Source organism: Pseudomonas marginalis, from assembly GCF_008692035.1.
Taxonomy (GTDB): domain Bacteria; phylum Pseudomonadota; class Gammaproteobacteria; order Pseudomonadales; family Pseudomonadaceae; genus Aquipseudomonas; species Aquipseudomonas marginalis.
On the sequence record NZ_VTFG01000002.1, the window covers coordinates 1,665,496 to 1,688,382 of the forward strand.

Consider the following 22,887-nt stretch of genomic DNA (forward strand, 5'->3'; position numbering starts at 1 on the left):
TTCGCCAAAGACGCAGGAAGTGTTAACTTATAACACTTCCTGCATACCTCAGCTCGCCGCGCCCAGCGGCGAGCACCGCCTCGAAGAAGCGATTTTCCGCCCAATGAACAAGTACCTAGTGTCCGGCCTGTGCCTGCTCGCCCTGCATGACAGCGCCCAGGCCCTGACCCTGCCCGCCAGCCCGGTGACCGCAGCGGCCGTGGATGACCAACACGTCGACCTGAACACACCGACCACCGCAGGCTCGCGCCTGAATCTCAGCGCGCTGCAAACCCCGGGCAGTGTCGAAAGCCAGACCGGCACGCAGATCCGCGCGCGTGGCGGCGCCAGCGTGCAGGACGCCATTTCCCGTGCCACCGGCATCAGCCGCACCGGCACACCGGGCGATGGCGGCACCTCGCTGGCGGCCCGTGGCTTTACCGGCCAGGGCTCGGTGATGCAACTGTACGACGGCACCCGCATGTACATGGGCATGGGCACCTCGACCTTCCCGGTGGACACCTGGGCGGTGGAACGCGTAGACGTTTTGCGCGGCCCGGCCTCGGTGCTGTACGGCGAAGGCGCCACCGGTGCGGTGATCAATACCGTGCCGAAAAAACCCTTCGAAGGCGAGATCGAAAACCACCTCCGCCTCGGCTACGGCGCCTACGATCGCCAGCAACAAGCCCTGGACAGCGGCGGCTCGCTGACCGACACCCTGAGCTATCGCCTGAACCTCAACCGCCTGCGCAGCCACGGCTTTATCGACCATGGCGACTCCAGCAGCGACTTCGTCAGCGGCGCCCTGCGCTGGCAGGCGGCGGACAACCTGAGCTTCACCCTGGCCAGCGACTACGGCGACCAGCGCCCGCAGAACTACTTCGGCACGCCGCTGATCAATGGCCAGTTGCACAAGGGCCTGCGCGACAAGAACTACAACGTCAGCAACGACACCCAGCACTACAACGACCAGTGGACGCGCCTGACCAGCGAGTGGCAGATCACTGACAACGTCAGCGCCACCAATGAACTGTTCTACCTGAAGAACCAGCGCCGCTGGCAGAACGCCGAGAACTACAACGTCACCAACGGGCAACTGACCCGCAGCGGCAACTTCGGCATCAAGCACAACCAGGAACAGGTCGGCGATCGCCAGACCTTCACCTTCAAGCACAGCCTGTTCGGCCTCGACAGCCAGACGGTGACGGGCGTGGAATACAACCGCATCCGTTTCCGCCTGGCCAGCAACTCACCGTTCAACGACGTACTGCCCGGCGGCCAGCCGGTGGATATCAACGATCCGGCGCCCGCTCGGTTCGACAGCCAGAACCCGTTCAAACCGCTGTTCGCCACCACCACCAAAACGGTCGCCGGTTTCGCCGAAAACCGCCTGCAACTCACCGACCAACTGGCGCTGGTCACCGGCATCCGCCGCGACTATGCCCACGTCGAGCGCGATGATTTGCGTGACGCCAGCCAAAGCGACAAGACCCTCACCGGTAATAACTGGAAGGCCGGCCTGGTCTACGCAATCACCCCCGACACCTCGGTCTACGGCCAGAACGCCACCAGCACCGACGGGGTCGGCGGCCTGATTTCCCTGAGCCCTGGCCAGCAGCAGTTCGACCTCTCCACCGCCAGGCAAACCGAGATCGGCCTCAAGCAGGCCTTCTGGGATCAACGCGGCGAATGGACAGTGGCGGCCTACCATATCGTCAAGAAGAAACTGCTCACCGACGTCCCCGGCAACCCGGACCTCAAGCAGCAAGTCGGCCAGCAATCCTCCAGCGGCCTGGAAGCCAGCCTCGACCTGCAACTGCCGCACGCCTGGGCGCTGCAAGCCAACGCAGCCGTCGTGCGGGCGCAGTACGACGACTTCAAACAGGCTGTCGACGGCGTACAAGTGTCCCGCGACGGCAATCGCCCGGTGGACGTGCCACGCCGCACCGCCAACCTGTGGCTGAGCAAGGCCCTGAGCGACGACATCCGCGCCGGTGCCGGGGTGCGCTATGTCGATGCACGGTATGCCGACATGGCCAACCAGAACGAGCTGCCGAGCTACACCGTGGTCGATGCCACGCTGTCGTGGAAGGCGATGCGCAACACCACCCTGGGCCTGCAACTGAACAACCTGTTCGACCGCACCTACGCGGTCAGCCAGTACAACGACGGCCAGCAATGGATCCTCGGTGAACCGCGCTCGTTCTTCGTCACGGCGGACTACACCTTCTAACTGACCCAAACACCGTTGGATCCCTGCAGGCCTTGAGAGACTTGATGACTTCACTTACCCTCACCCGCATCAACTGGGCCCCGGCGAACCACAGCCAACACCCGTTCCAACTGCGTGACGCAGGCCTTCACGTCGCTGCGGGGGAGTTCGTCGGGCTGATCGGCCCCAATGGCAGCGGCAAGACCAGCCTGTTGCGCTGCGCCTATCGGTTCACCCAGCCGGAGCGCGGCGACGTATTGCTCGCCCACCGGAACCTGTGGAAGCAAGGCGCCAAGTGGTGTGCGCAACGTATCGCCGTGGTGTTGCAGGAGTTCCCGGATGCCTTTGGCCTGCGAGTCGATGAAGTGGTCGCCATGGGCCGCACGCCCCACAAGGGCCTGTTCGACAGCGACACCCTGGAGGATCGGCAGCTGGTGCAACAGGCGCTGGTATCGGTGGGCATGCAGGGCTTTGAAGCGCATGCCTTCGCCACCCTCTCGGGCGGTGAAAAACAGCGCGTCATCCTCGCCCGCGCCCTGGCCCAGCAACCGCAATTACTGATCCTCGACGAACCGACCAACCACCTCGATCCACGCTACCAGCTTGAGCTGTTGAGGCTGGTCAAGCGCCTGGGTATCGGCACCCTGGCCAGCATCCACGACCTCAACCTGGCCGCCGCTTTTTGTGATCGGCTCTACGTGATCGACCACGGGCGCATCGTCGCCAGCGGCACGCCTCACCAGGTGCTGACCACTGAACTGCTGCGCGATGTGTTCGGCGTCGAGGCGCTGATCGACACTCATCCCCTGGCCGACCATCCCCGCATCACCTGGATAACCCAACCATGATCCTGCGCGCCTTCGCCCTTGTGGCCCTGCTGTTCGGTGCTTCACCAGCCTTCGCTGAAGCCACCCATTACCCGGTCACCGTCAAAAGCTGCAACCGCGACGTGACCTTCCGGGAGGCGCCGAAGCATGCGGTGAGCCATGACATCAACATGACCCAGATGATGCTCGCCCTGGGCCTCAAACCGCGGATGGCCGGCTATAGCGGCATCACCGGCTGGAAGTCGGTCACCCCGGATATGGCCCGGACTCTCGATGGCCTGCCGGAGCTGGCGAGCAAGTACCCGTCGGTGGAAACCCTGCTCAATGCCAATGTGGATTTCTTCTTTGCCGGCTGGGACTACGGCATGCGCGTGGGCGGCGACCTGACGCCGAACACCCTGCTGCCCCTGGGGATCAACGTGTACGAGCTGACCGAGTCGTGCGCCTTCGTGATGAAGCGCCCGGCCGCGACCCTGGACGACACCTATAACGACCTGCGCAACCTGGGCAGGATTTTCGACGTGCAGGACCGCGCCAATGCCTTGATCGCGCAGATGCAGGCACAGGTCGCCGAGGTGCAGACAGACCTGCCCGCCCACAAGCCGCGCGTGTTCCTCTACGACAGCGGCGAAGACCGCGCCATGACCTCCGGCCGCCTCGGTATGCCCCAGGCGCTGATCGACGCGGCCGGCGGGCGCAACATCCTCGATGACGTCGACGCCAGCTGGACCCGCGTCAACTGGGAGATGGTGGTGGAGCGCAATCCACAGGTGATCGTGATCGTCGACTACAGCGAAGTCACCGCCGATCAAAAACAGCAGTTCCTGCTCAACAACCCGGCGCTGCAAGGGGTGGACGCGATCAGGAACCAGCGCTTTATCGTGATCCCGTATGTACAAGCCACGCCGGGCATCGATAACGTGCTGGCGGTGGAAACCCTGGCCAAGGGGTTCCACGGCGAATGATCACCCGTCGTTACCCCCTGTTGCTTGCCGTCCTGGGCGCATTGCTGCTGGTGTCCTGTGTGATATCCCTGGGCTTTGGCCCGGCGCGGGTACCGGCGGACGTGGTGTGGCGCATCCTGCTGTACAAGGTCTTCGGCATCGGCGAAGTGAGTTGGTCGGCCGGGCTGGCACCTATCGTCTGGCTGATCCGCGTGCCGCGCATGCTGCTGGGGGCGTTGGTGGGGGCCGGGCTGGCGTTGATCGGTGCGGTGTTGCAGGCGGTCACGCGTAATCCGCTGGCCGATCCGCACCTGCTGGGTGTCACTTCCGGCGCGACCCTGGGCGCGGTGATCGTGGTGCTGCATGTAGGCGAGATCATCGGCCTGCTGACCTTGCCCATCGCCGCCTTTATCGGCGCCCTGTCGAGCATGATCGTGGTGCTCGCGGTAGCCAGTCGCAATGGCCGGCTGGAGAGTGATCGCCTGTTGCTGTGCGGCGTGGCAGTGTCGTTCGTGATGATGGCGGCGGCCAATCTGCTGCTGTTCATGGGCGACCATCGCGCCGCCTCGGCGGTGATGTTCTGGATGCTCGGCGGCCTCGGCCTGGCACGCTGGGAACTGCTGGCGATTCCGGGCGCCAGCGTAGTGCTCGGGCTCCTGGTGCTGGTGGGCATGGCCCGCCCGTTGAACGCGCTGATGGCCGGCGAACAGACCGCCGTGACCCTTGGCCTGAACGCCCGCAATGTACGGCTGAAGGTGTTCCTGGTCGCCTCGTTGATGACCGGCGTGCTGGTGTCCATCAGCGGCTCCATCGGCTTTGTCGGGCTGATGGTGCCGCACATCGCCCGGCGCCTGGTGGGCGCCGAGCATCGTCGCTTGCTGCCGGTGTGTGCAGTGCTGGGCAGCCTGTTCCTGATCTGGGTCGATGTGGCGGCGCGCACCTTGATCGCCCCCGAAGACCTGCCGATCGGCGTGGCCACGGCGGCGATCGGCGGCCTGTTCTTCATCGGCCTGATGCGCAAGCGCTGACGTTTACAGCTCGTCGCGGTCGCGCAGGCTCAGCGGTTCGTCGACCTCGGGCACGGCGACTTCCAGGCCATTGGAGCGCTCCACTTGCCGTTCGGACAGTAGACCCTCGTTCATCCAGAAGTCGTCCTTGTCCAGCACAAACAGCTTGCCGGTCCTGGCCACGCCCTTCAGGAACACGGTGGGATACACGTCGGGACCGCCCACCAGGACCCGGCTTTCCTGCGCCGAATAACTGGGCAAGTACTTCAACAACGCACCGGCCTGGCTCGACAGATACAGACCCGGCGACGGCCGCGACAGCCTGCGCAACACCCTGATGAAATAACTCAGGAAGGTCGGCGCCACGAAATGACGCGTCAGGGCGATATCTTTCGGCGCCCGGCTGTCGGTGGCCGGCATGCTGTTGTAGAGCAGATGGACACCCGCAACCGCATATGGCTGCGGAAAGTCCGGCAGGGGCGCTGGCGGCACCGCCGGTTGTACAGGGCCCAGCGGCCCGCTGTAGAACAGGCGCAGAATCAGCGACTGGTCGGCCCCGGCCGCTACCGGCAAGGTAGCCAGGAACGACGTGCCCGCCGCATTGGCGAGTATCGCCGAGAGGTACTGTTTGCCCTGATACGGCGAAAGCTGGCGCCGGAGATAGCGCGCGGCATCATCCCCATCGGAAAAAACCGGACCGCAGGCCGCACGCCAAGGCGGCACAAACACCTCATCGACACCGGGTTTCCAGAACGTATCGACACGATTGCGCGTGGTCCAGACCTCGCCTCGGACCAGCGTATCCAGGACCCCTTTGTCGAGCAGGCGATGGACGTAACTGAGCAGGGTCATCCGGCCTGCGCGCAACTGCTGCCGTGTTTCAAGCAGCGAGCCCCACGAATCCAGCTGCGCATCCGTGCCCAGGTATTGATACCTGAGCAGGGCACCATCCGCGCATGACAGGTAAAACGTGAGTTGCTTGCCCCTGATTCCGTGAATCGAGAAGCGGATGCCGATGTCCATGTCCGTGGGCGAAAAAAATGCCTGGTGCAACGGATCCGTGGCCGGCGTGACGCTGTCGCTGCTGGCACACAGGTAGAAGCCTTCCAGCCCATAGCCCTGGGGGAAAAGACCGTCGGGAAAGACTTGCGCAAAGTCACGATAACTCTGGCGCACCAGCGGCATGCTGACCATGTAGTGCCCGTTTTTCTGCGATTTGAACACGTAGCCGAACTGCAGGTGTTCGCCATGCCGACGATGCTGATGGGCATACCGCACCGCGTCCTGCTCCTGGGTGAACAGCGGGCTGAACGCCGGGTCTGCCAGTGCGTTCCGGATCGCCAATGGCGCGGGGCGGTCGCTATTGACGATGAAGGCGCCAAGGATCCGGCGTGGCGTGCCCCACGTCGGGCTGCCCTCCACCACCCGCAAGACACCCGCATTGGCCAAGCGCGTGACAAATTCGCCAGGCGCCAGCGCGGCGTTGCGAATCTGACGTTCGAGCAGGTTTTCCAGGCGATCGCGTCGTGTCTCGTCGAGGGGCAAAAGCTGTTTTCTCAGCGCTTCCTCCAGCGCGGAGTGGCTGCGTGTGTAGCTCACCACACAGCCATCGGAACCCAGCAGGTACTCGCGGTTCAGGCGTGCGTCCTGGCCTGCGAGGGCCGAAGAAATCACGCGGGTGGACAGCATGTTGCGATAGAGGCCGGCCTGCGCCAGTTCGAGTACGAAGGGCAACTCCCGGGCCGGGCTGGAGCGGTAACGTGCAACCACCGTATGGGCCGCCGGGAAGCCACCGGTACTGACCACCTCATCCGGGAAAATCCACTTGGGGTCGAAGTCTTCCTGGGGCACCTTGAGCGGTTCGGTGGCGACAAACAGGCCATCGGGACGCTGCAGAATCAACCCGCCCAGCAGACCATTGCCCTGCAGCAGCGAACGGACGTGCCGGGCCGCATCGTCCTGGGAATGAAAGGCCGGGCCCAGGCGACGGCGGATGAAGTTGGCGTAGGGGCGCCAGGCCACGCCACCCTGGCCTACCGCTCCCCGGCGGTCCCAGCACTGGCTGGTGTAGAGCACCCGCAGGTCCGCAGGCTGGGCGACCTGTGACACATAGCGCTGGACGTCCAGCGTCCCGTTGTGCAGGTTCATCCCGGCGATGATCACGCCCGTGCCGTCGGTGGCCTCCTTGAGCAGGGAGGATGCCGGAGGTTGGTAGCGCAACAAGGCGCCATCGTGTGTCGACACATACACCGGCAGTATCGCAGTGGCTGCCGGGCGCGGCAGATGCCGGGCATCCTGTTCGGCGCGCAGCAGCACCTCGGGGGTGATGAAGAACCGTGCCAGCCAGGCCTCGGGGGTGGGCAATCCCGCCGGCACCCATTGCTGCGAAAACAGCAGGCCGGCCAGCTCGAACCCCTTGGCGAATTCGCCACCGGCCAGATAACCGACGCCCCTGGAGGAGTCACTCAACCAACGCCCGCCGGAGGTGATCGCCAGCAGTTCACTGACCACAAACTCATCGCGCTGCGGATGCTTGAGGATGTACGCCGTGCAGCGTTGCGCATCCAGGTTCCTGCCGTACCAGCGCACATGGGCATTGAGTGCCGCGGCATCGAGACTGTCGAAGATCGCGCCGAACGCCGGTGCCTGCAGATCGACTTCGGCGTAGTCGAAGTTGGGCGTCCAGTCGTTGTAGACCCGGCCGCGCGGCCCCCACAACGCGCTGCGCACCAGCACGCTCAAGGTGCCGGCATCGGCCAGCCGGGCGACGATGTCCACCGGCTTGAGCCGGCCGCTCTCCAACCGCTCGAAATAGCCATGCTGGCCTGCTTCGCGCCGGGTATTGCTCAGTACCAGCAGCTCATTGGCCGAGCCACTGGGGCGATAGCTGATCAGGTTATTCGGCGAACCGCTCAGATAGGCCGGCAGCCGCGACTCGATCACCGAACGGATCTCCACATCGGAGAACAGCGTGGCGTTGACTTCCAGATCGGCCAGCGTCCAGCCAAGACGCCGCTGGCGTTCCAGGTCAGCCACGGATAACGCGGTATGCGAACTGTAGCGCGCATACAGCTGATGGCCCGCAGGCGGCACCAGATAAGCACTGCCGTTGGCAGGGCGCAGCAGGTCGGAGGCGAAGCCGTCGCCGGAAATGGCCACCGGCTCAGTGAATACAAATCGCCCATCGTCCCGCTTGAGGACATACCCGGCATAGGCATTGCTGCGGCGAACGCCGATGCGTTCATGGGCATGCCGCGCGGCGTCGTCCGCGGTCAGGAACATCCCGCTCAAGGGCAGCGCGCCTGAACCGAGCGGCAAGTGCTCGCTGTCATACAACGGCCCGAGGGTGTTCCACAGGCCGCCTTGCTGGACCACCGACAACGCGCCCGCGCGAATCACTCGGCGCACGAAGTCCCGCGGCGACAACGTGCCGTCGAGCAAGGCCGCTTCATTGCCGTTGTCGGTCACGGTTTGGCCGTCGACGACAAACAGCTCGTTGGCAGACGAGGCACTCGGCACCTGCCAGTGCAGCAAAGCGTTATCAGCGGTGCGCAGATACAGCTTGAGACCAAGCTCAGCGAGCTGGATACCGGTGCTGGCGATCGCTTGCCTCATGGCGTCCACCAGCAACGGCGGCGTAGCAAAGCGCTTGTACAGCCACGCCTCCTTGGGCGGAAGGCGCTCCGGCGCCTGGGCCGGCTGGGCGTGGTAGAGGCCCACCAGGCGATAATTCGGCACCAGCCTTGGCTCACCGCGGTCCCCCACGGGAAACAGACTGTCCAGGGTCGTCCCCAACGGCGCCGGCAACGTAGCGATGTAATTCGAGGTGGTACGGTGTTTCAGCACCACGCCCACCGCCGCCTGCCCCAGCAAGTCGACGCTGCTCAGGGCGACCAGCACCGCGCTGTGCCCCATCGACAGCAGCGGGGTAAAAAACGGCAGGTCCTGCACCGAGGTGACAGGGCTGCCCAGGGTCCAGCCGTGCAGCACACGCCCCCGCACCCCACCCCAGACCTTGCTGCCCACCACGACCCGCAGGTCCCCGGCCTGCGCCAGGTTCCACACCGCCCCCTCGAACGCGGTGAGAGGCTGCGCCGGCTCGATCCCCGTCAACTGCCGCAACAGGGATTGTTCGGCCTGGGAACCGCTGCTCGTGTACTTGAGCAATGCTCCGTCAGGACCGGACAGATAATGCACCGGGGTGAAATCACGGTGGGACAGGGCAAACACCTGATCGGCATTCAAGAAGAAGCTGCCGGTCAGCACAACCTGGTCCGGGTTGTAGCCCGGGTTGTAGCGCTCCACCTCGCCAGGCTCGGCCGGATAGGAACGGTAGAAGCCCTGGCATTCATAAGAGGGCGGAGCAATGAACCGGGACCGATCATCCGTGCCCAGGAGGGTGAGGAAGTCGAACCGCACGCCGGTGCTGACTTGCGGCTCGGTGGCAAAGAAATGCCCGCCAGGCTTTTTCAGGATGACTCCACCGAACTCGCGCGCGCGTCGCGTCCCGATACGCCGGTGAGCCCACAGTGCCGCATCATCCGCAGACACAAACGCCGGGCTCAAGGCCGGCAGGGAAGCCACGGCGGTCGCGGCGCTCGGCAGGGACGACGCGGCGGCAAACGCTCGCCAGTGCCGGTCAATGACGCCAGGCGGCCCCCATAGCGCATTGCCCAGGACCACCCGCAGGCGACTGACCCCAGCCAACTTGCGCACGCCTTCGGCAGGCGCATAGGTACCGTCCGCCAGGTCTCTGGCAATCAGGCTGCCGCCCGGCGCCGGCGCGAACAATCGCGTGAATGCGGCCTGGTCCGCCCCTTCCGGCTCCAGCACAAGCAGGCTGTCTGCAGCGCCGGAGAGGTAGCCCGGCACGCGCAGTTGATGAATCCTGTGGGCCTCGACATCAGTAAAGCCCTGGAAGTAGACGCTGGCATCTTCGCGGGCCCACTTCGTCTTGAAGTCGGCATCGAGGTTCTCCCATGACAACGCCATGTGCGAGCCGAACCAGGCGTGCAGTTGATAACCACCGGGTAACGCCAACTGTTTGCTGTAAGCGTCCCACGGGTAGAACCCCTGGAACCCATAAGGGTTGGTGCCCGCCTGCAGCAATTGCGTCAGTACAAAGTGCTGGTCGGGGTGCTTCAGAATCAGCGCCACATAGGCGCGGTCACGGCGCTCGCCCACCTGCGCATGGGCAAACTGTGCGGCCTTGTCGGCCGACGAAAACGCCTGGCCGAGGCTGGCCTGCTTGAAGGGGAAGCGTGCATAGGGCGTCCAGTTGTTCTCGACCACGCCTTCCACGTCCCACAGCGGGCTGGTCTGTTCGACGCTCAACTCACCGGCTTCGGCCACCTGTTTCACAAACTGGCGCGGGGTCAGGGTTCCCGCCGCGAGGGCCAGGTCAAGGCCGGGCTCATCGGTGGTGAACAATCGCGTTTCCGCCGGTGAGCCGCTGAACCGGTAGCGCAGCAAGGCATTGTCCTTGGTGCGCAGGTACAGCGAGATGCCCAGCACGGAGGGCGCCGTATGCATGTAGCGGCGGGCCTTGGCGATGTAGGCCGCCAGCTCCCGAGGGCTGAAGAACTGCTGGTACAGCCACGGTTCCACCGTCGGAAACTGCGCCGGCACCGGCCGCGACAGATAGAAGAAGCCCTGCAGGTGAAAGCCCTCCGGCAAGGGTGGCCCGCCCGCCAGCAAAGGCAGGTGGTTGTCGGTGGGCAACTGCTCTGCACTGCTGAGTACGAAGGGCTGGGTGGCGGCGAACTCATCGCGCAGCTCATGCTTGAGCAGCAGGGCCATCTGGCTGACATTCGGCATGCGCCGCATGCGCGCCTGCACGGCGTTGAGCGCCTGGGTGACCTCGGGATACACCGCCCCGCAGGCGATGGTGGGCTGGCCGCTGTTCAATGGCAGATAGGGCCGCCAGCGCTGATCGATGACACCGGGCACCCCGCCCCAGTCATCGCTGGCGACCAGCAACGACAGGCGGCCTACCGACGCCACTTTCCTGATAAAGCCTTCGAGCGTGCCATCGTGACCATCGGCGGGCACGGCTGTACTGACGTCGTCGATCCAGTCGACAAACTTGCGCTCGGCCTCGGAAAAACCCGGCTGGTACTTGAGCAATACGCCCTGGGGGCCCGACAAGTAGGCGGTGCCGAACGCACGCCCTTCATAGTGGTTGAAGACCACATCGCGGGTGGAAAAAAAGCTGTTGAAGATACGCACCTGGCGGTCCCGATAACCGGGATTGAGGGCCTTGAGCTGGGCAAACTGGTCAGGGTGAGAATGCACCCCGCCCACCAGTTTGTAGCCCGCAGGATCGAGGAACTCGTTCTGCGCCCCGCGCTCCAGCAACAGCGAAAAGTCGAACGTCGCCGCCTTGCCGGGAATCGGCTCGGTGGCAAACACTTTGCTATCGGCCAGGCGCTGGAGAATGACACTGCCGTACTCGCGGTCGCGCTTGTCGCCAATGCGCTCGTGCACATAGCGTGCAGCATCGTCGGCACTGATAAACCCAGGGCTGAGGGTATATCGAAGGCCCCTCGCTGCCGCGCGCTCCTCTCTGGATAAATGCTCTTGCATGACACTCCCTTGATCATGTTCGTCGTCGGTGCCCATGGGCACCGGGCTCGCACAACGCTTGCCATGCAGAAGCGTCCTCGCTTGAACCGCCAGCAGGGCGCTGCATAGTTATCGAGGCCCCAGGCACTCTTTAGGCGCATCCCCTGCACCGCCAACGCCTGCACGCTCCGCATTGGTGCGTCAACGCCAGGCACCGGGCTCCAGCCCCCGCAAAACCGGGCGTTGCGCCATCGGGCACAGCCCTTGCTAGTACCCCTTCAGCGTTCACATCGGCCTATCAAAAAAAACTAAACGTTTACGGAGACCGCACCATGAAGCGTCGCAGCTTGATCAAGGCTTTCACCCTGTCCGCCTCCATTGTCGCCATGGGCCTGACCTGGACCGTGCAGGCCGCCGAGACCATCAAGGTCGGCATCCTGCACTCGCTGTCCGGGACCATGGCCATCTCCGAAACGTCCCTCAAAGACATGGCGCTGATGACCATCGACGAGATCAACGCCAAGGGCGGGGTGAACGGCAAGATGCTTGAGCCGGTGGTGGTGGACCCGGCGTCGAACTGGCCGCTGTTCGCGGAAAAGGGCCGGCAGCTGCTGACCCAGGACAAGGTCGCCGTGGTGTTCGGCTGCTGGACCTCGGTGTCGCGCAAATCGGTATTGCCGGTGTTCGAAGAGCTCAACGGCCTGCTGTTCTACCCGGTGCAATACGAGGGTGAAGAGATGTCGCCGAACGTGTTCTACACCGGTGCGGCGCCGAACCAGCAGGCGATCCCGGCGGTGGAATACCTGATGAGCGAAGAAGGCGGCAGCGCCAAGCGTTTCTTCCTGCTCGGCACCGACTATGTGTACCCGCGCACCACCAACAAGATCCTGCGTTCGTTCCTGCATTCCAAAGGCGTGGCGGACAAGGACATCGAAGAGGTCTACACCCCGTTCGGCCATGCCGATTACCAGACCATCGTCGCCAACATCAAGAAGTTCTCCGCCGGCGGCAAGACGGCGGTGATTTCCACCGTGAACGGCGACTCCAACGTGCCGTTCTACAAGGAGCTGGCCAACCAGGGTTTGAAGGCGACCGACGTACCGGTGGTGGCCTTCTCCGTGGGTGAAGAAGAGCTGCGCGGCATCGACACCAAGCCGCTGGTGGGCAACCTCGCGGCCTGGAACTACTTCCAGTCAGTGGAGAACCCGGTGAACAAGAAGTTTGTCGCCGACTGGAAAGCCTACGCGAAGAAACACAACCTGCCGGGCGCGGACAAAGCGGTGACCAACGACCCGATGGAAGCCACCTACGTGGGCATCCACATGTGGGCGCAGGCAGCCGAGAAAGCCAAGTCCACCGATGTCGACAAAGTGCGCGAAGCCCTGGCCGGCCAGACCTTTGCCGCGCCATCGGGCTTTACCTTGACCATGGACAAGACCAACCACCACCTGCACAAGCCGGTGATGATCGGCGAGATCCAGTCCGACGGGCAGTTCTCGGTGGTGTGGCAGACCCAGGAGCCGATCCGGGCGCAGCCGTGGAGCCCGTACATTCCTGGCAATGACAAGAAGCCGGACTACGCGGTGAAGAGCAACTAAGTCTCACGACAGATCAAAAATGTGGGAGGGGCGGTGCGACGATTCGACTTGCCCCCGATAGCTGAGTGTCAGGCACTGCATGTGCTGACTGATGCACCGCAATCGGGGGCAAGCCCCCTCCCACAATTGACCGCGTACGATCAGGACAATTTGTATGCCCACTGCCCTGCACCGTTTCATCCTCACGGCCCTGCTATTGCTGCCTTTGGCGGCCCATGCCGGCGACGCCGAAGACTTCCTGGCCGCCAACCCGACGCAACAAGCCAAGCTCCTCCAGGACTGGGCCGCCCAGCCCGATCCGGCGCGCATCGAGTTGGTGGACGCCCTGCAACAGGGCCAGCTCACGCTCAACGGCGAGACCAGGACCGTACGCCTGAACAACCGCCTGCGCGGCTTGATCGACAACGTGCAGGCCAGCCAGCAACTGCTCGCCGCCGACCCCAAGGTGCGCCTGGCCGCGGCACGCACCCTGCAAAAAAGCGCGCAACCGGCGCAACTGAAATTCCTCGACCAGCAGGTCGCCGCCGAGACCAACGAGGATGTGCACTCCGCCCTCAGCCTGGCCCTGGCCAACCTGCAACTGGTCGACACCGACCCGGCCGTGCGCCTCGCCGCCGTGCGTCTGCTCGGCAGTACCGGCGACCCGCTGGCCCGCACGCGCCTCGAAGCGCTGCTGGAGCCCGGGGTGGAAACCGACGCCGCCGTGCACACCGCCGCCGAGACCAGCCTGGCCCAGGTCAAACGCAAACTGATGCTGGGTGAGATCCTCGGCCAGGCCTTCAGCGGCATGTCCCTGGGCTCGATCCTGTTGCTGGCGGCCCTGGGCCTGGCGATCACCTTCGGCCTGCTCGGCGTGATCAACATGGCCCACGGCGAGATGCTGATGCTCGGTGCCTACTCCACCTACGTGGTGCAGCTGCTGATGCAGCGCTATGTGCCCCAGGCCATCGAGTTCTACCCGTTGATCGCACTGCCGGTGGCGTTCTTCGTCACCGCCGCCATCGGCATGGCCCTGGAGCGTACGGTGATTCGTCACCTGTATGGACGCCCGCTGGAAACCCTGCTCGCCACCTGGGGCATCAGCCTGATGCTGATCCAACTGGTGCGCCTGGTGTTCGGTGCGCAGAACGTCGAGGTCTCCAACCCTGCGTGGCTGTCCGGCGGGATCCAGGTGCTGCCCAACCTGGTGCTGCCCTACAACCGCATCGTGATCATCGCCTTCGCGCTGTTTGTGGTCGTGCTCACCTGGCTGCTGCTGAACAAGACGCGCCTGGGCCTCAACGTGCGCGCCGTGACCCAGAACCGCAACATGGCCGCCTGCTGCGGCGTGCCCACCGGGCGGGTGGACATGCTCGCGTTTGGCCTGGGCTCCGGTATCGCGGGCTTGGGCGGCGTGGCGCTGAGCCAGATCGGCAACGTCGGCCCTGACCTGGGCCAGAGCTATATCATCGACTCGTTCCTGGTGGTGGTACTCGGCGGCGTCGGCCAGTTGGCCGGCAGCGTGATGGCAGGGTTCGGCCTGGGTATCGCCAACAAGATCCTGGAACCGCAGATCGGTGCCGTGCTCGGCAAGATCCTGATCCTCGCGCTGATCATTCTGTTTATCCAGAAACGCCCGCAGGGACTCTTCGCACTGAAAGGACGGGTGATCGACTGATGAACCAGCCATTGATGCTTACGGCCACGCAAAAGGCCGGCCCCCAGGTGACGATTGCAGTCGGCGCGGTGGTGCTGTTGCTGCTGCTGGCCCTGCCGGTGTGTTCGCTGCTGTCGCCGGAAAACCCGCTGCATGTATCGGCCTACACCCTGACACTGGTGGGCAAGATCCTTTGCTACGCCATTGTCGCCCTCGCCCTGGACCTGGTGTGGGGCTACGCGGGGATGTTGTCCCTGGGCCACGGCCTGTTCTTTGCCCTCGGCGGTTATGCCATGGGCATGTACCTGATGCGCCAGGCCGCAGGCAGTGAGCTGCCGGCGTTCATGACGTTTTTGTCGTGGACCGAATTGCCCTGGTATTGGGTCGGCACCGAGCACTTCCTCTGGGCCCTGTGCCTGGTGGTGCTGGCGCCGGGCGTGCTGGCGCTGGTGTTCGGTTTCTTCGCGTTCCGCTCGCGGATCAAGGGCGTGTATTTCTCGATCATGACCCAGGCGCTGACCTTTGCCGGGATGCTGTTGTTCTTTCGCAACGAGACCGGGTTCGGTGGCAATAACGGCTTCACCAACTTCCGCAGCATCCTCGGTTTCGGCATCACCGAACCGGGCACGCGGGCCGTGCTGTTCGTGGCCACGGTGGTGCTGCTGGTGGCGAGCCTGTACATCGGCTGGCGCCTGGCCCGGAGCAAGTTCGGCCGGGTGCTGACCGCCCTGCGCGATGCCGAGAACCGCCTGATGTTCTGCGGCTACGACCCGCGCGGCTTCAAGCTGTTCGTGTGGGTGCTGAGCGCGGTGCTGTGCGGCCTGGCAGGCGCGTTGTACGTGCCGCAGGTGGGCATCATCAACCCGAGTGAAATGTCGCCGACCAACTCCATCGAAGCCGCCGTGTGGGTGGCCCTGGGCGGGCGTGGCACGCTGATCGGGCCGTTGCTCGGCGCCGGCGTGGTCAACGGCATGAAGAGCTGGTTCACCGTGGCCTTCCCGGAGTACTGGCTGTTCTTCCTCGGGGCGCTGTTCATCATCGTCACCCTGTACCTGCCCAAGGGCGTTATCGGGCTGTTGAAGAAATGAGGAACGTCATGCTCGAACCTATTTTCGATGCGGGCAGCGGCCGCGATGCCATCGGCATCGGCCAGGCCGCAGGCACCGGCCTGAACACCCGCCACGGCACCATCCTGACCCTGGAAGATATCAGCGTCAGCTTCGATGGGTTCAAGGCGCTCAACGACTTGAACCTGTACATCGGCGTCGGTGAATTGCGCTGCATCATCGGCCCCAACGGCGCGGGCAAGACCACACTGATGGACGTGATCACCGGCAAGACCCGGCCCAGCCACGGCAAGGCCTGGTTTGGCGAAACCCTCGACTTGACCAGCATGAGCGAAGTGCAGATCGCCCAGGCCGGCATCGGCCGCAAGTTCCAGAAACCCACGGTGTTCGAAGCCCTGAGCGTGTTCGAAAACCTGGAGCTGGCGCAGAAGACCGACAAGTCAGTGTGGGCCAGCCTGCGTGCGCGCCTGAGCGGCGAGCAAAAGGATGGAATCGATGAAGTGCTCGATACCATCCGCCTCACCGCCTCAATGCATCGGCCCGCCGGCTTGCTCTCCCACGGCCAGAAGCAGTTCCTGGAAATCGGCATGCTGCTGATGCAAGACCCGCAACTGTTGCTGCTGGACGAACCGGTGGCGGGCATGACCGACGCCGAGACCGAATTCACCGCCGAACTGTTCAAGCGCCTGGCGGGCAAGCATTCGTTGATGGTGGTGGAACACGACATGGGCTTTGTCGGCTCGATTGCCGACCACGTCACCGTGTTGCACCAGGGCAGCGTGCTGGCCGAAGGGTCGCTGGAACAGGTGCAGGAAAATGAGCGGGTGATCGAGGTCTACCTCGGTCGCTAAGGAGAACTGAACATGCTGCAAGTCGACAAGCTGCACCAGTACTACGGCGGTAGCCACATCCTGCGCGGGCTGTCCTTCGACGTGAAGATCGGCGAAGTCACCTGCCTGCTCGGCCGTAACGGCGTGGGCAAGACCACCCTGCTCAAATGCCTGATGGGGTTGCTGCCGGCCAAGGAAGGCGCGGTGAACTGGGAGGGCAAGGCCATCACCGGCTTCAAGCCGCACCAGCGCGTGCACGCCGGCATCGCCTACGTGCCCCAGGGCCGGGAGATTTTCGGGCGGCTGACGGTGGAAGAAAACCTGTTGATGGGGCTGTCGCGTTTTCCCGGTTCCGAAGCCAAGGAAGTGCCGGCGTTTATCTACGAACTGTTCCCGGTTTTGCTGCAAATGAAGCACCGACGTGGCGGCGATTTGTCCGGCGGCCAGCAGCAACAGTTGGCCATCGGCCGCGCCCTGGCCAGCCGCCCGCGCCTGTTGATCCTCGATGAGCCCACCGAAGGCATCCAGCCCTCGGTGATCAAGGAGATCGGCGCCGTGATCAAGAAGCTCGCGGCGCGCGGCGATATGGCGATCCTGCTGGTGGAGCAGTTCTACGACTTTGCCGCCGAACTGGCCGACCAGTACCTGGTGATGTCGCGCGGTGAAATCGTGCAGCAGGGCCGTGGTGAAAATATGGAGAGTGAGGGTGTGCGCGGTTTGGTTACCATCTAACCTGTAGCGTCCTGACGATAAGCACAAGAAACCATGAACCTGCCCGTTTCCCCTGCCCTGTTCACCCCCAGCTGGCACGCCGAGCTGGACCTCGGCTACGCGCGTTTCGGCGACACCACGCGCCCGGTGATGCGCCGTCACCTTGGCCCGCTGCGGGTGCAAAAGCACCTGTACGCCGAAGGCCCCGAGGTGTGCCAGCACATCATCGTGCACCCGCCCGGCGGGATTGCCGGCGGCGACCGCCTGGACATCCGCGCCCATGTCGCCGAGGGTGCCTGGGCGCAATTGACCAGCCCCGGCGCGGCGAAGTGGTATCGCGCCAGCGGCCCGGCGTATCAGCAACTTGATCTCACCGTGGAAGCCGGCGCGACCCTGGAATGGCTGCCCCAGGAAACCATCGTGTTCAGCGCCGCCCAGGCCGAACTCAGCACCCGCATCGACCTGCACGGCGATGCCCGGCTGTTCTACTGGGACGTGATCGCCCTGGGGCGCCCGGCCAGTGGCGAGCGCTTCGACCTGGGCCACTTTCAATCGCACCTGGATATCCGCCGCGACGGCCAGTTGCTCTGGCACGAGCGCCAGCGCATTGTGGGCGCCGATGGCCTGCTCGACTCGCCCATCGGCCTGGACGGCCAACCGGTGTTCGCCACGCTGCTGGTGACCGGCGATATCGAGCCCGAATTACTCGAACACTGCCGCGCCCTGCCCCACGCCGTGCGCGGCGACCTGACCCAACTGCCCGGCTTGCTGGTCGCCCGCTGCCTGGCCAGTGAAGCGCTGCTGGCGCGGGGGTGGTTGATTGATTTATGGAAATTGTTACGCCCGGCGGTGCTAGGACGGGAAGCAGTCTCACCACGAATATGGAGCACATGAAGATCAAAATGTGGGAGGGGGCTTGCTCCCGATGGTGGTGGGTCAGTGAAAGATGTATTGCCTGACACCCCCCATCGGGGGCAAGCCCCCTCCCACACTTGATCTCTGTTGTATTTAAGAATGCATTCTTTGAAGGACCTTGAACCATGGACCTGACCCCACGGGAAAAAGACAAACTGCTGATCTTCACCGCCGGCTTAGTCGCCGAACGGCGCCTGGCGCGCGGTGTGAAGCTCAACTACCCGGAAACCATCGCCTATATCTCCGCCGCCTTGATGGAAGGCGCCCGCGATGGCCGCACCGTGGCCGACCTGATGCACTACGGCACCACCCTGCTCAGCCGTGAACAGGTGATGGAAGGCATCCCGGAAATGATCCCGGATATCCAGGTGGAAGCCACCTTCCCCGATGGCACCAAGCTGGTGACCGTCCACCAACCCATCGCGTGAGGCACGGCCATGATTCGTGATGCAACCGAGCAAGACCTGCCGGCGATCCGCGACATCTACAACGACGCGGTACTCAACACCACGGCAATCTGGAACGAACAACCGGTGGACCTCGGCAACCGCCAGGCCTGGTTCAGTGCACGCCAGGCCCAGGGCTATCCGATCCTGGTCGCAGTGGAGAACGATGAAGTCACCGGCTACGCCTCATTCGGCGACTGGCGCCCGTTCGAAGGCTTTCGCTACAGCGTCGAACACTCGGTGTACGTACGCAACGACCAGCGCGGCAAGGGCCTCGGCCCACGCCTGATGCAAACCCTGATCGAGCGCGCCCGCAGTGGCGGCAAACACGTAATGGTGGCGGCCATCGAAAGCGGCAACCGGGCCTCGATCCGCCTGCATGAACGCCTGGGTTTCGTCACCACCGGGCAAATGCCCCAAGTGGGCATCAAGTTCGGCCGCTGGCTGGACCTGACCTTTATGCAACTGACATTGAATCCGGGCGCGCAACCGCCCAAGGAGTGAGTTCGATGAACGCCGCGCAACTGCGTCGAGTCAATGCTGAAAGTTTTGCCCACTACCGTCGGGGCCTGATCGAGCTGTTGCTGGATGCGGTCAAGCACGGTGCGTCGGTGGGTTTCATGGCCGACTTCGATGAGGCCCAGGCCCGTGCCTATCTGGACGGGGTACAGGCGAGCATTGAAGACGCCAGCCTGTTGCTGTGGGTGGTGGTGCGCGATGAGCAGGTGATCGCCAGCGTACAGTTGGCGCTGTGCCAGAAAGCCAACGGCCTGAACCGCGCCGAAGTGCAAAAGCTGCTGGTGCACAGCAACGCGCGGCGCCACGGCCTGGGCCAACAATTGATGAACACCCTGGAACTCGCCGCGCGTCAGCACAAGCGCGGCCTGCTGTACCTGGACACCGAAGCCGGCTCGCCTGCCGAAGCCTTCTACCAGTCGCTGCGCTACACCAAGATCGGTGAACTGCCCGACTACTGCCAAAGCCCGGACGGGCGCTACAGCCCGACCGCCATCTACTTCAAGACCCTGGGGCAACCTGCATGATTCCTGGCGAATATCAGATCCAGCCTGGCGAGATCGAACTCAACGTCGGCCGACGCACCGTCACCCTCAGCGTGGCCAACAGCGGCGACCGGCCGATCCAGGTGGGTTCGCACTACCATTTTTTCGAGACCAATGACGCGCTGACATTTGACCGCCCATTGAGCCGCGGCATGCGCCTGAATATTCCGGCGGGCACGGCGGTGCGGTTCGAGCCGGGGCAGAGCCGTGAGGTCGAGCTGGTGGATTTGAGCGGCGGGCGGCGGGTGTTCGGGTTTGCCGGGCGGATCATGGGCGACCTTTAGGGCCTCATCGGGGGCAAGCCCCCTCCCACAGGGGAACGCATTCCAAAGGTGGGAGGGGGCTTGCCCCCGATAGCGATTTCACATTCAACACAAATATTTCAGGGCACACACATGAAAATCAGCCGCCAAGCCTACGCCGACATGTACGGCCCCACCGTCGGTGACAAGGTCCGCCTGGCCGACACCGAGCTGTTCGTCGAAGTCGAGCAGGACTTCACCGTCTACGGCGAAGAAGTGAAATTCGGCGGCGGCAAAGTGATCCGCGACGGCCAGGGCCAGAGCCAATTGCTCGCCCATGAAGTCGTCGACACCCTGATCACCAACGCGCTGATCATCGATCACTGGGGCATCGTCAAGGCCGACGTCGGCTTGAAGAACGGCCGCATCCACGCGATCGGCAAGGCCGGTAACCCGGATATCCAGCCCGGCGTGACCATGGCCATCGGCGCCAGCACCGAAGTGATCGCCGGCGAAGGCATGATCCTCACCGCCGGCGGCATCGACTCCCACGTGCATTTCATCTGCCCGCAGCAGATCGAAGAGGCGCTGACCAGCGGCGTCACCACCATGATCGGCGGCGGCACCGGGCCGGCCACCGGCACCAACGCCACCACCTGCACCTCCGGGCCCTGGCACCTGGCGCGCATGCTGCAGGCCAGCGACTCGTTCCCGATGAACATAGGGTTGACCGGCAAGGGCAACGCCAGCTTGCCCGAGCCGTTGATCGAGCAGGTCAAGGCCGGCGCCATCGGCTTGAAGCTGCACGAAGACTGGGGCACCACCCCCGCCAGCATCGACAACTGCCTGAGCGTCGCCGACCAGTACGACGTACAGGTGGCGATCCACAGCGACACCCTCAACGAATCCGGCTTTGTCGAAACCACCCTGGCCGCGCTCAAGGGCCGCACCATCCACACCTACCACACCGAAGGTGCCGGCGGCGGCCACGCGCCGGACATCATCAAGGCCTGCGGCTTTCCCAATGTGCTGCCCAGCTCCACCAACCCGACGCGGCCGTTCACGCGCAACACCATCGACGAGCACCTGGACATGTTGATGGTCTGCCATCACCTGGACCCGAGCATTGCCGAAGACGTGGCCTTCGCCGAAAGCCGCATCCGCCGCGAGACCATCGCCGCCGAAGACATCCTGCACGACCTCGGCGCGTTCTCGATGATCAGCTCCGACAGCCAGGCCATGGGCCGCGTCGGTGAAGTGATCACGCGCACCTGGCAGACCGCCGACAAGATGAAGAAACAGCGCGGCGCCCTGCCCGGTGACGGCCCCGGCAACGACAACTTCCGCGCCAAGCGCTACATCGCCAAGTACACCATCAACCCGGCGATCACCCACGGCATCAGCCATATCGTCGGTTCCATCGAAGTGGGCAAGTGGGCTGACCTGGTGCTGTGGCGCCCGGCGTTCTTCGGCATCAAGCCGACCCTGATCCTCAAGGGCGGCGCGATTGCGTCCAGCCTGATGGGCGATGCCAATGCATCGATCCCCACCCCGCAGCCGGTGCACTACCGCCCGATGTTCGCCAGTTTCGGCAGCTCATTGCATGCCACCAGCCTGACCTTTATCAGCCAGGCAGCCCTGGACGCAGGCTTGCCGCAAGCCCTGGGCCTGAAGAAACAGATTGGGGTGGTGAAAGGGTGTCGCGATGTGCAGAAAACCGACCTGATCCACAACGATTACCTGCCGGACATCGAGGTGGACCCACAGACCTATCAGGTCAAGGCCGACGGGGTGCTGCTGTGGTGTGAGCCGGCGGATGTGTTGCCGATGGCGCAGCGGTATTTCCTGTTCTGACTTGAAACCTGTGGTGAGGGAGCTTGTGCCCTCACCACAAATCCCCTTAGAACTGCTCGCGCGGATTGAACGCGGCTTTTTTTGCCAGCTCCTGCCACAACGCTTTCACGTCGTCATCGCCTGCCGGCGGCATCACCGCCTTGAGCTGCACGTACAGGAAGCCGCGCTGCCCGGCCTTGTTCAGCAAACCATGGCCCTTGGCGCGCATGCGCTGGCCGTTCTGGCTGCCGGCCGGCACCTTGAGGTTGATCTTGCCGGTCAGGGTCGGCACGGCCACTTCCGCGCCCAACGCCAACTCCCACGGCGCCAGCGGCAGGTTGATGATCAGGTTTTCGCCATCCACTTCGAACTTCGGGTGCGGCGCAAACTTGACGATCAGGTACAGGTCACCGTTGGCCCCGCCGCCAACACCCGGTGCGCCCTGGCCCTTGAGGCGAATACGCTCACCGTCGGCCACGCCGGCGGGGATCTTCACGTTCAGGCTCTTGGTGGTGTTGCTGACATGCCGGCCCGAGGCGTCGTATTGCGGCACCTGGAAGCTGATCTGCTTGGACTCGGTGGACAGTGTCTCTTCGAGGAACACCGACAGCTGCATCTCCACGTCCTGGCCTTTGCGCCCGGTTGGACGGCGCTGGCCGCCACCGAAGGCATCGCCACGCCCGCCAAAGATCGAGCTGAAGAAGTCGGAAAAATCCTCGGTGCCCTGGCCACCGCCAAACCCGCCACGGCTCTGCCAGCCTGGCGGGCCCTGGAACGGCTGGCCATGCTGGCCGTATTTGCGCAGTTCGTCGTATTCGGCGCGCTTGTCGGCGCTTTTAAGCGCTTCATAGGCTTCGGACGCGTCCTTGAACTTGGCTTCGGCGTCTTTTTCCTTGCTCACGTCCGGGTGATATTTGCGCGCGAGCTTGCGATAGGCGGCCTTGATTTCCTTGTCATCGGCGCTCGGCTCGACACCCAGAATCTTGTAGTAGTCTTTGAAATCCATCGGCGGTTC

Annotated in this window: 17 protein-coding genes; 15 read left to right on the top strand and 2 right to left on the bottom strand. The window is 64.0% G+C overall.

The window, feature by feature from the left end; all coding sequences use genetic code 11:
* The first annotated feature begins 103 nt into the window (after positions 1–103).
* Genes FX984_RS27965 through FX984_RS27980 form a run of 4 tightly spaced genes read left to right on the top strand, consistent with a single transcriptional unit; the run spans position 104 to position 4,990 of the window.
* Positions 104–2,212 (top strand): TonB-dependent receptor, encoded by a 2,109-nt coding sequence (locus FX984_RS27965; RefSeq protein ID WP_146478276.1) that lies wholly within the window; start codon positions 104–106, stop codon positions 2,210–2,212.
* Between the two features lie 44 nt (positions 2,213–2,256).
* Positions 2,257–3,039, top strand: coding sequence for an ABC transporter ATP-binding protein (locus FX984_RS27970; RefSeq protein ID WP_092358940.1), 783 nt, complete (start codon positions 2,257–2,259; stop codon positions 3,037–3,039).
* Positions 3,036–3,983 carry an ABC transporter substrate-binding protein gene (locus FX984_RS27975; protein ID WP_146478277.1) on the top strand — a complete coding sequence of 316 codons (948 nt, stop codon included), beginning with the start codon at positions 3,036–3,038 and terminating at the stop codon, positions 3,981–3,983. The genes FX984_RS27970 and FX984_RS27975 overlap by 4 nt, the downstream gene beginning before the upstream one ends.
* Positions 3,980–4,990, top strand: coding sequence for a FecCD family ABC transporter permease (locus FX984_RS27980; protein ID WP_146478278.1), 1,011 nt, complete (start codon positions 3,980–3,982; stop codon positions 4,988–4,990). The genes FX984_RS27975 and FX984_RS27980 overlap by 4 nt, the downstream gene beginning before the upstream one ends.
* Positions 4,991–4,993: 3 nt before the next feature.
* Here FX984_RS27980 and FX984_RS27985 read toward each other — a convergent pair whose 3' ends face one another.
* A complete protein-coding gene (locus FX984_RS27985) occupies positions 4,994–11,554 on the bottom strand; it encodes a DUF4329 domain-containing protein (protein WP_190329710.1) in 6,561 nt (2,186 codons plus the stop codon).
* Between the two features lie 311 nt (positions 11,555–11,865).
* On the opposite strand from FX984_RS27985, the gene urtA reads away from it, so the two are divergent.
* The 11 genes from urtA (at position 11,866) to ureC (ending at position 21,893) form a co-directional block, all read left to right on the top strand.
* A complete protein-coding gene (gene urtA, locus FX984_RS27990) occupies positions 11,866–13,131 on the top strand; it encodes an urea ABC transporter substrate-binding protein (protein ID WP_027607732.1) in 1,266 nt (421 codons plus the stop codon).
* 154 nt (positions 13,132–13,285) lie between these two features.
* Positions 13,286–14,788 (top strand): urea ABC transporter permease subunit UrtB, encoded by a 1,503-nt coding sequence (gene urtB / locus FX984_RS27995; protein ID WP_146478280.1) that lies wholly within the window; start codon positions 13,286–13,288, stop codon positions 14,786–14,788.
* Positions 14,788–15,855: an urea ABC transporter permease subunit UrtC gene (gene urtC, locus FX984_RS28000; RefSeq protein WP_027607730.1), complete on the top strand. Its 1,068-nt coding sequence runs from the start codon at positions 14,788–14,790 to the stop codon at positions 15,853–15,855. The genes urtB and urtC overlap by 1 nt, the downstream gene beginning before the upstream one ends.
* On the top strand, positions 15,852–16,685 hold the full coding sequence (gene urtD / locus FX984_RS28005) for an urea ABC transporter ATP-binding protein UrtD (RefSeq protein ID WP_043293781.1): 834 nt from the start codon (positions 15,852–15,854) through the stop codon (positions 16,683–16,685). The genes urtC and urtD overlap by 4 nt, the downstream gene beginning before the upstream one ends.
* A 12-nt stretch (positions 16,686–16,697) precedes the next feature.
* Positions 16,698–17,396 carry an urea ABC transporter ATP-binding subunit UrtE gene (gene urtE / locus FX984_RS28010; protein ID WP_027607728.1) on the top strand — a complete coding sequence of 233 codons (699 nt, stop codon included), beginning with the start codon at positions 16,698–16,700 and terminating at the stop codon, positions 17,394–17,396.
* A gap of 33 nt (positions 17,397–17,429) precedes the next feature.
* Positions 17,430–18,269, top strand: a complete 840-nt coding sequence (locus FX984_RS28015) for an urease accessory protein UreD (RefSeq protein WP_027607727.1) — start codon at positions 17,430–17,432, stop codon at positions 18,267–18,269.
* Positions 18,270–18,415: 146 nt separating this feature from the next.
* Positions 18,416–18,718 carry an urease subunit gamma gene (gene ureA / locus FX984_RS28020; RefSeq protein WP_003171437.1) on the top strand — a complete coding sequence of 101 codons (303 nt, stop codon included), beginning with the start codon at positions 18,416–18,418 and terminating at the stop codon, positions 18,716–18,718.
* Positions 18,719–18,727: 9 nt separating this feature from the next.
* Positions 18,728–19,240: a GNAT family N-acetyltransferase gene (locus FX984_RS28025; RefSeq protein ID WP_027607726.1), complete on the top strand. Its 513-nt coding sequence runs from the start codon at positions 18,728–18,730 to the stop codon at positions 19,238–19,240.
* Between the two features lie 5 nt (positions 19,241–19,245).
* A complete protein-coding gene (locus FX984_RS28030; RefSeq protein WP_027607725.1) occupies positions 19,246–19,779 on the top strand; it encodes a GNAT family N-acetyltransferase in 534 nt (177 codons plus the stop codon).
* On the top strand, positions 19,776–20,081 hold the full coding sequence (locus tag FX984_RS28035; RefSeq protein WP_027607724.1) for an urease subunit beta: 306 nt from the start codon (positions 19,776–19,778) through the stop codon (positions 20,079–20,081). The genes FX984_RS28030 and FX984_RS28035 overlap by 4 nt, the downstream gene beginning before the upstream one ends.
* 111 nt (positions 20,082–20,192) lie before the next feature.
* On the top strand, positions 20,193–21,893 hold the full coding sequence (gene ureC / locus FX984_RS28040) for an urease subunit alpha (protein WP_027607723.1): 1,701 nt from the start codon (positions 20,193–20,195) through the stop codon (positions 21,891–21,893).
* 46 nt (positions 21,894–21,939) lie between these two features.
* Here the strand turns inward: ureC and FX984_RS28045 are convergent, their stop codons facing one another.
* Entirely contained in the window at positions 21,940–22,878 is a 939-nt protein-coding gene (locus FX984_RS28045) for a DnaJ C-terminal domain-containing protein (RefSeq protein WP_027607722.1), read from the bottom strand.
* Positions 22,879–22,887: the final 9 nt, after the last annotated feature.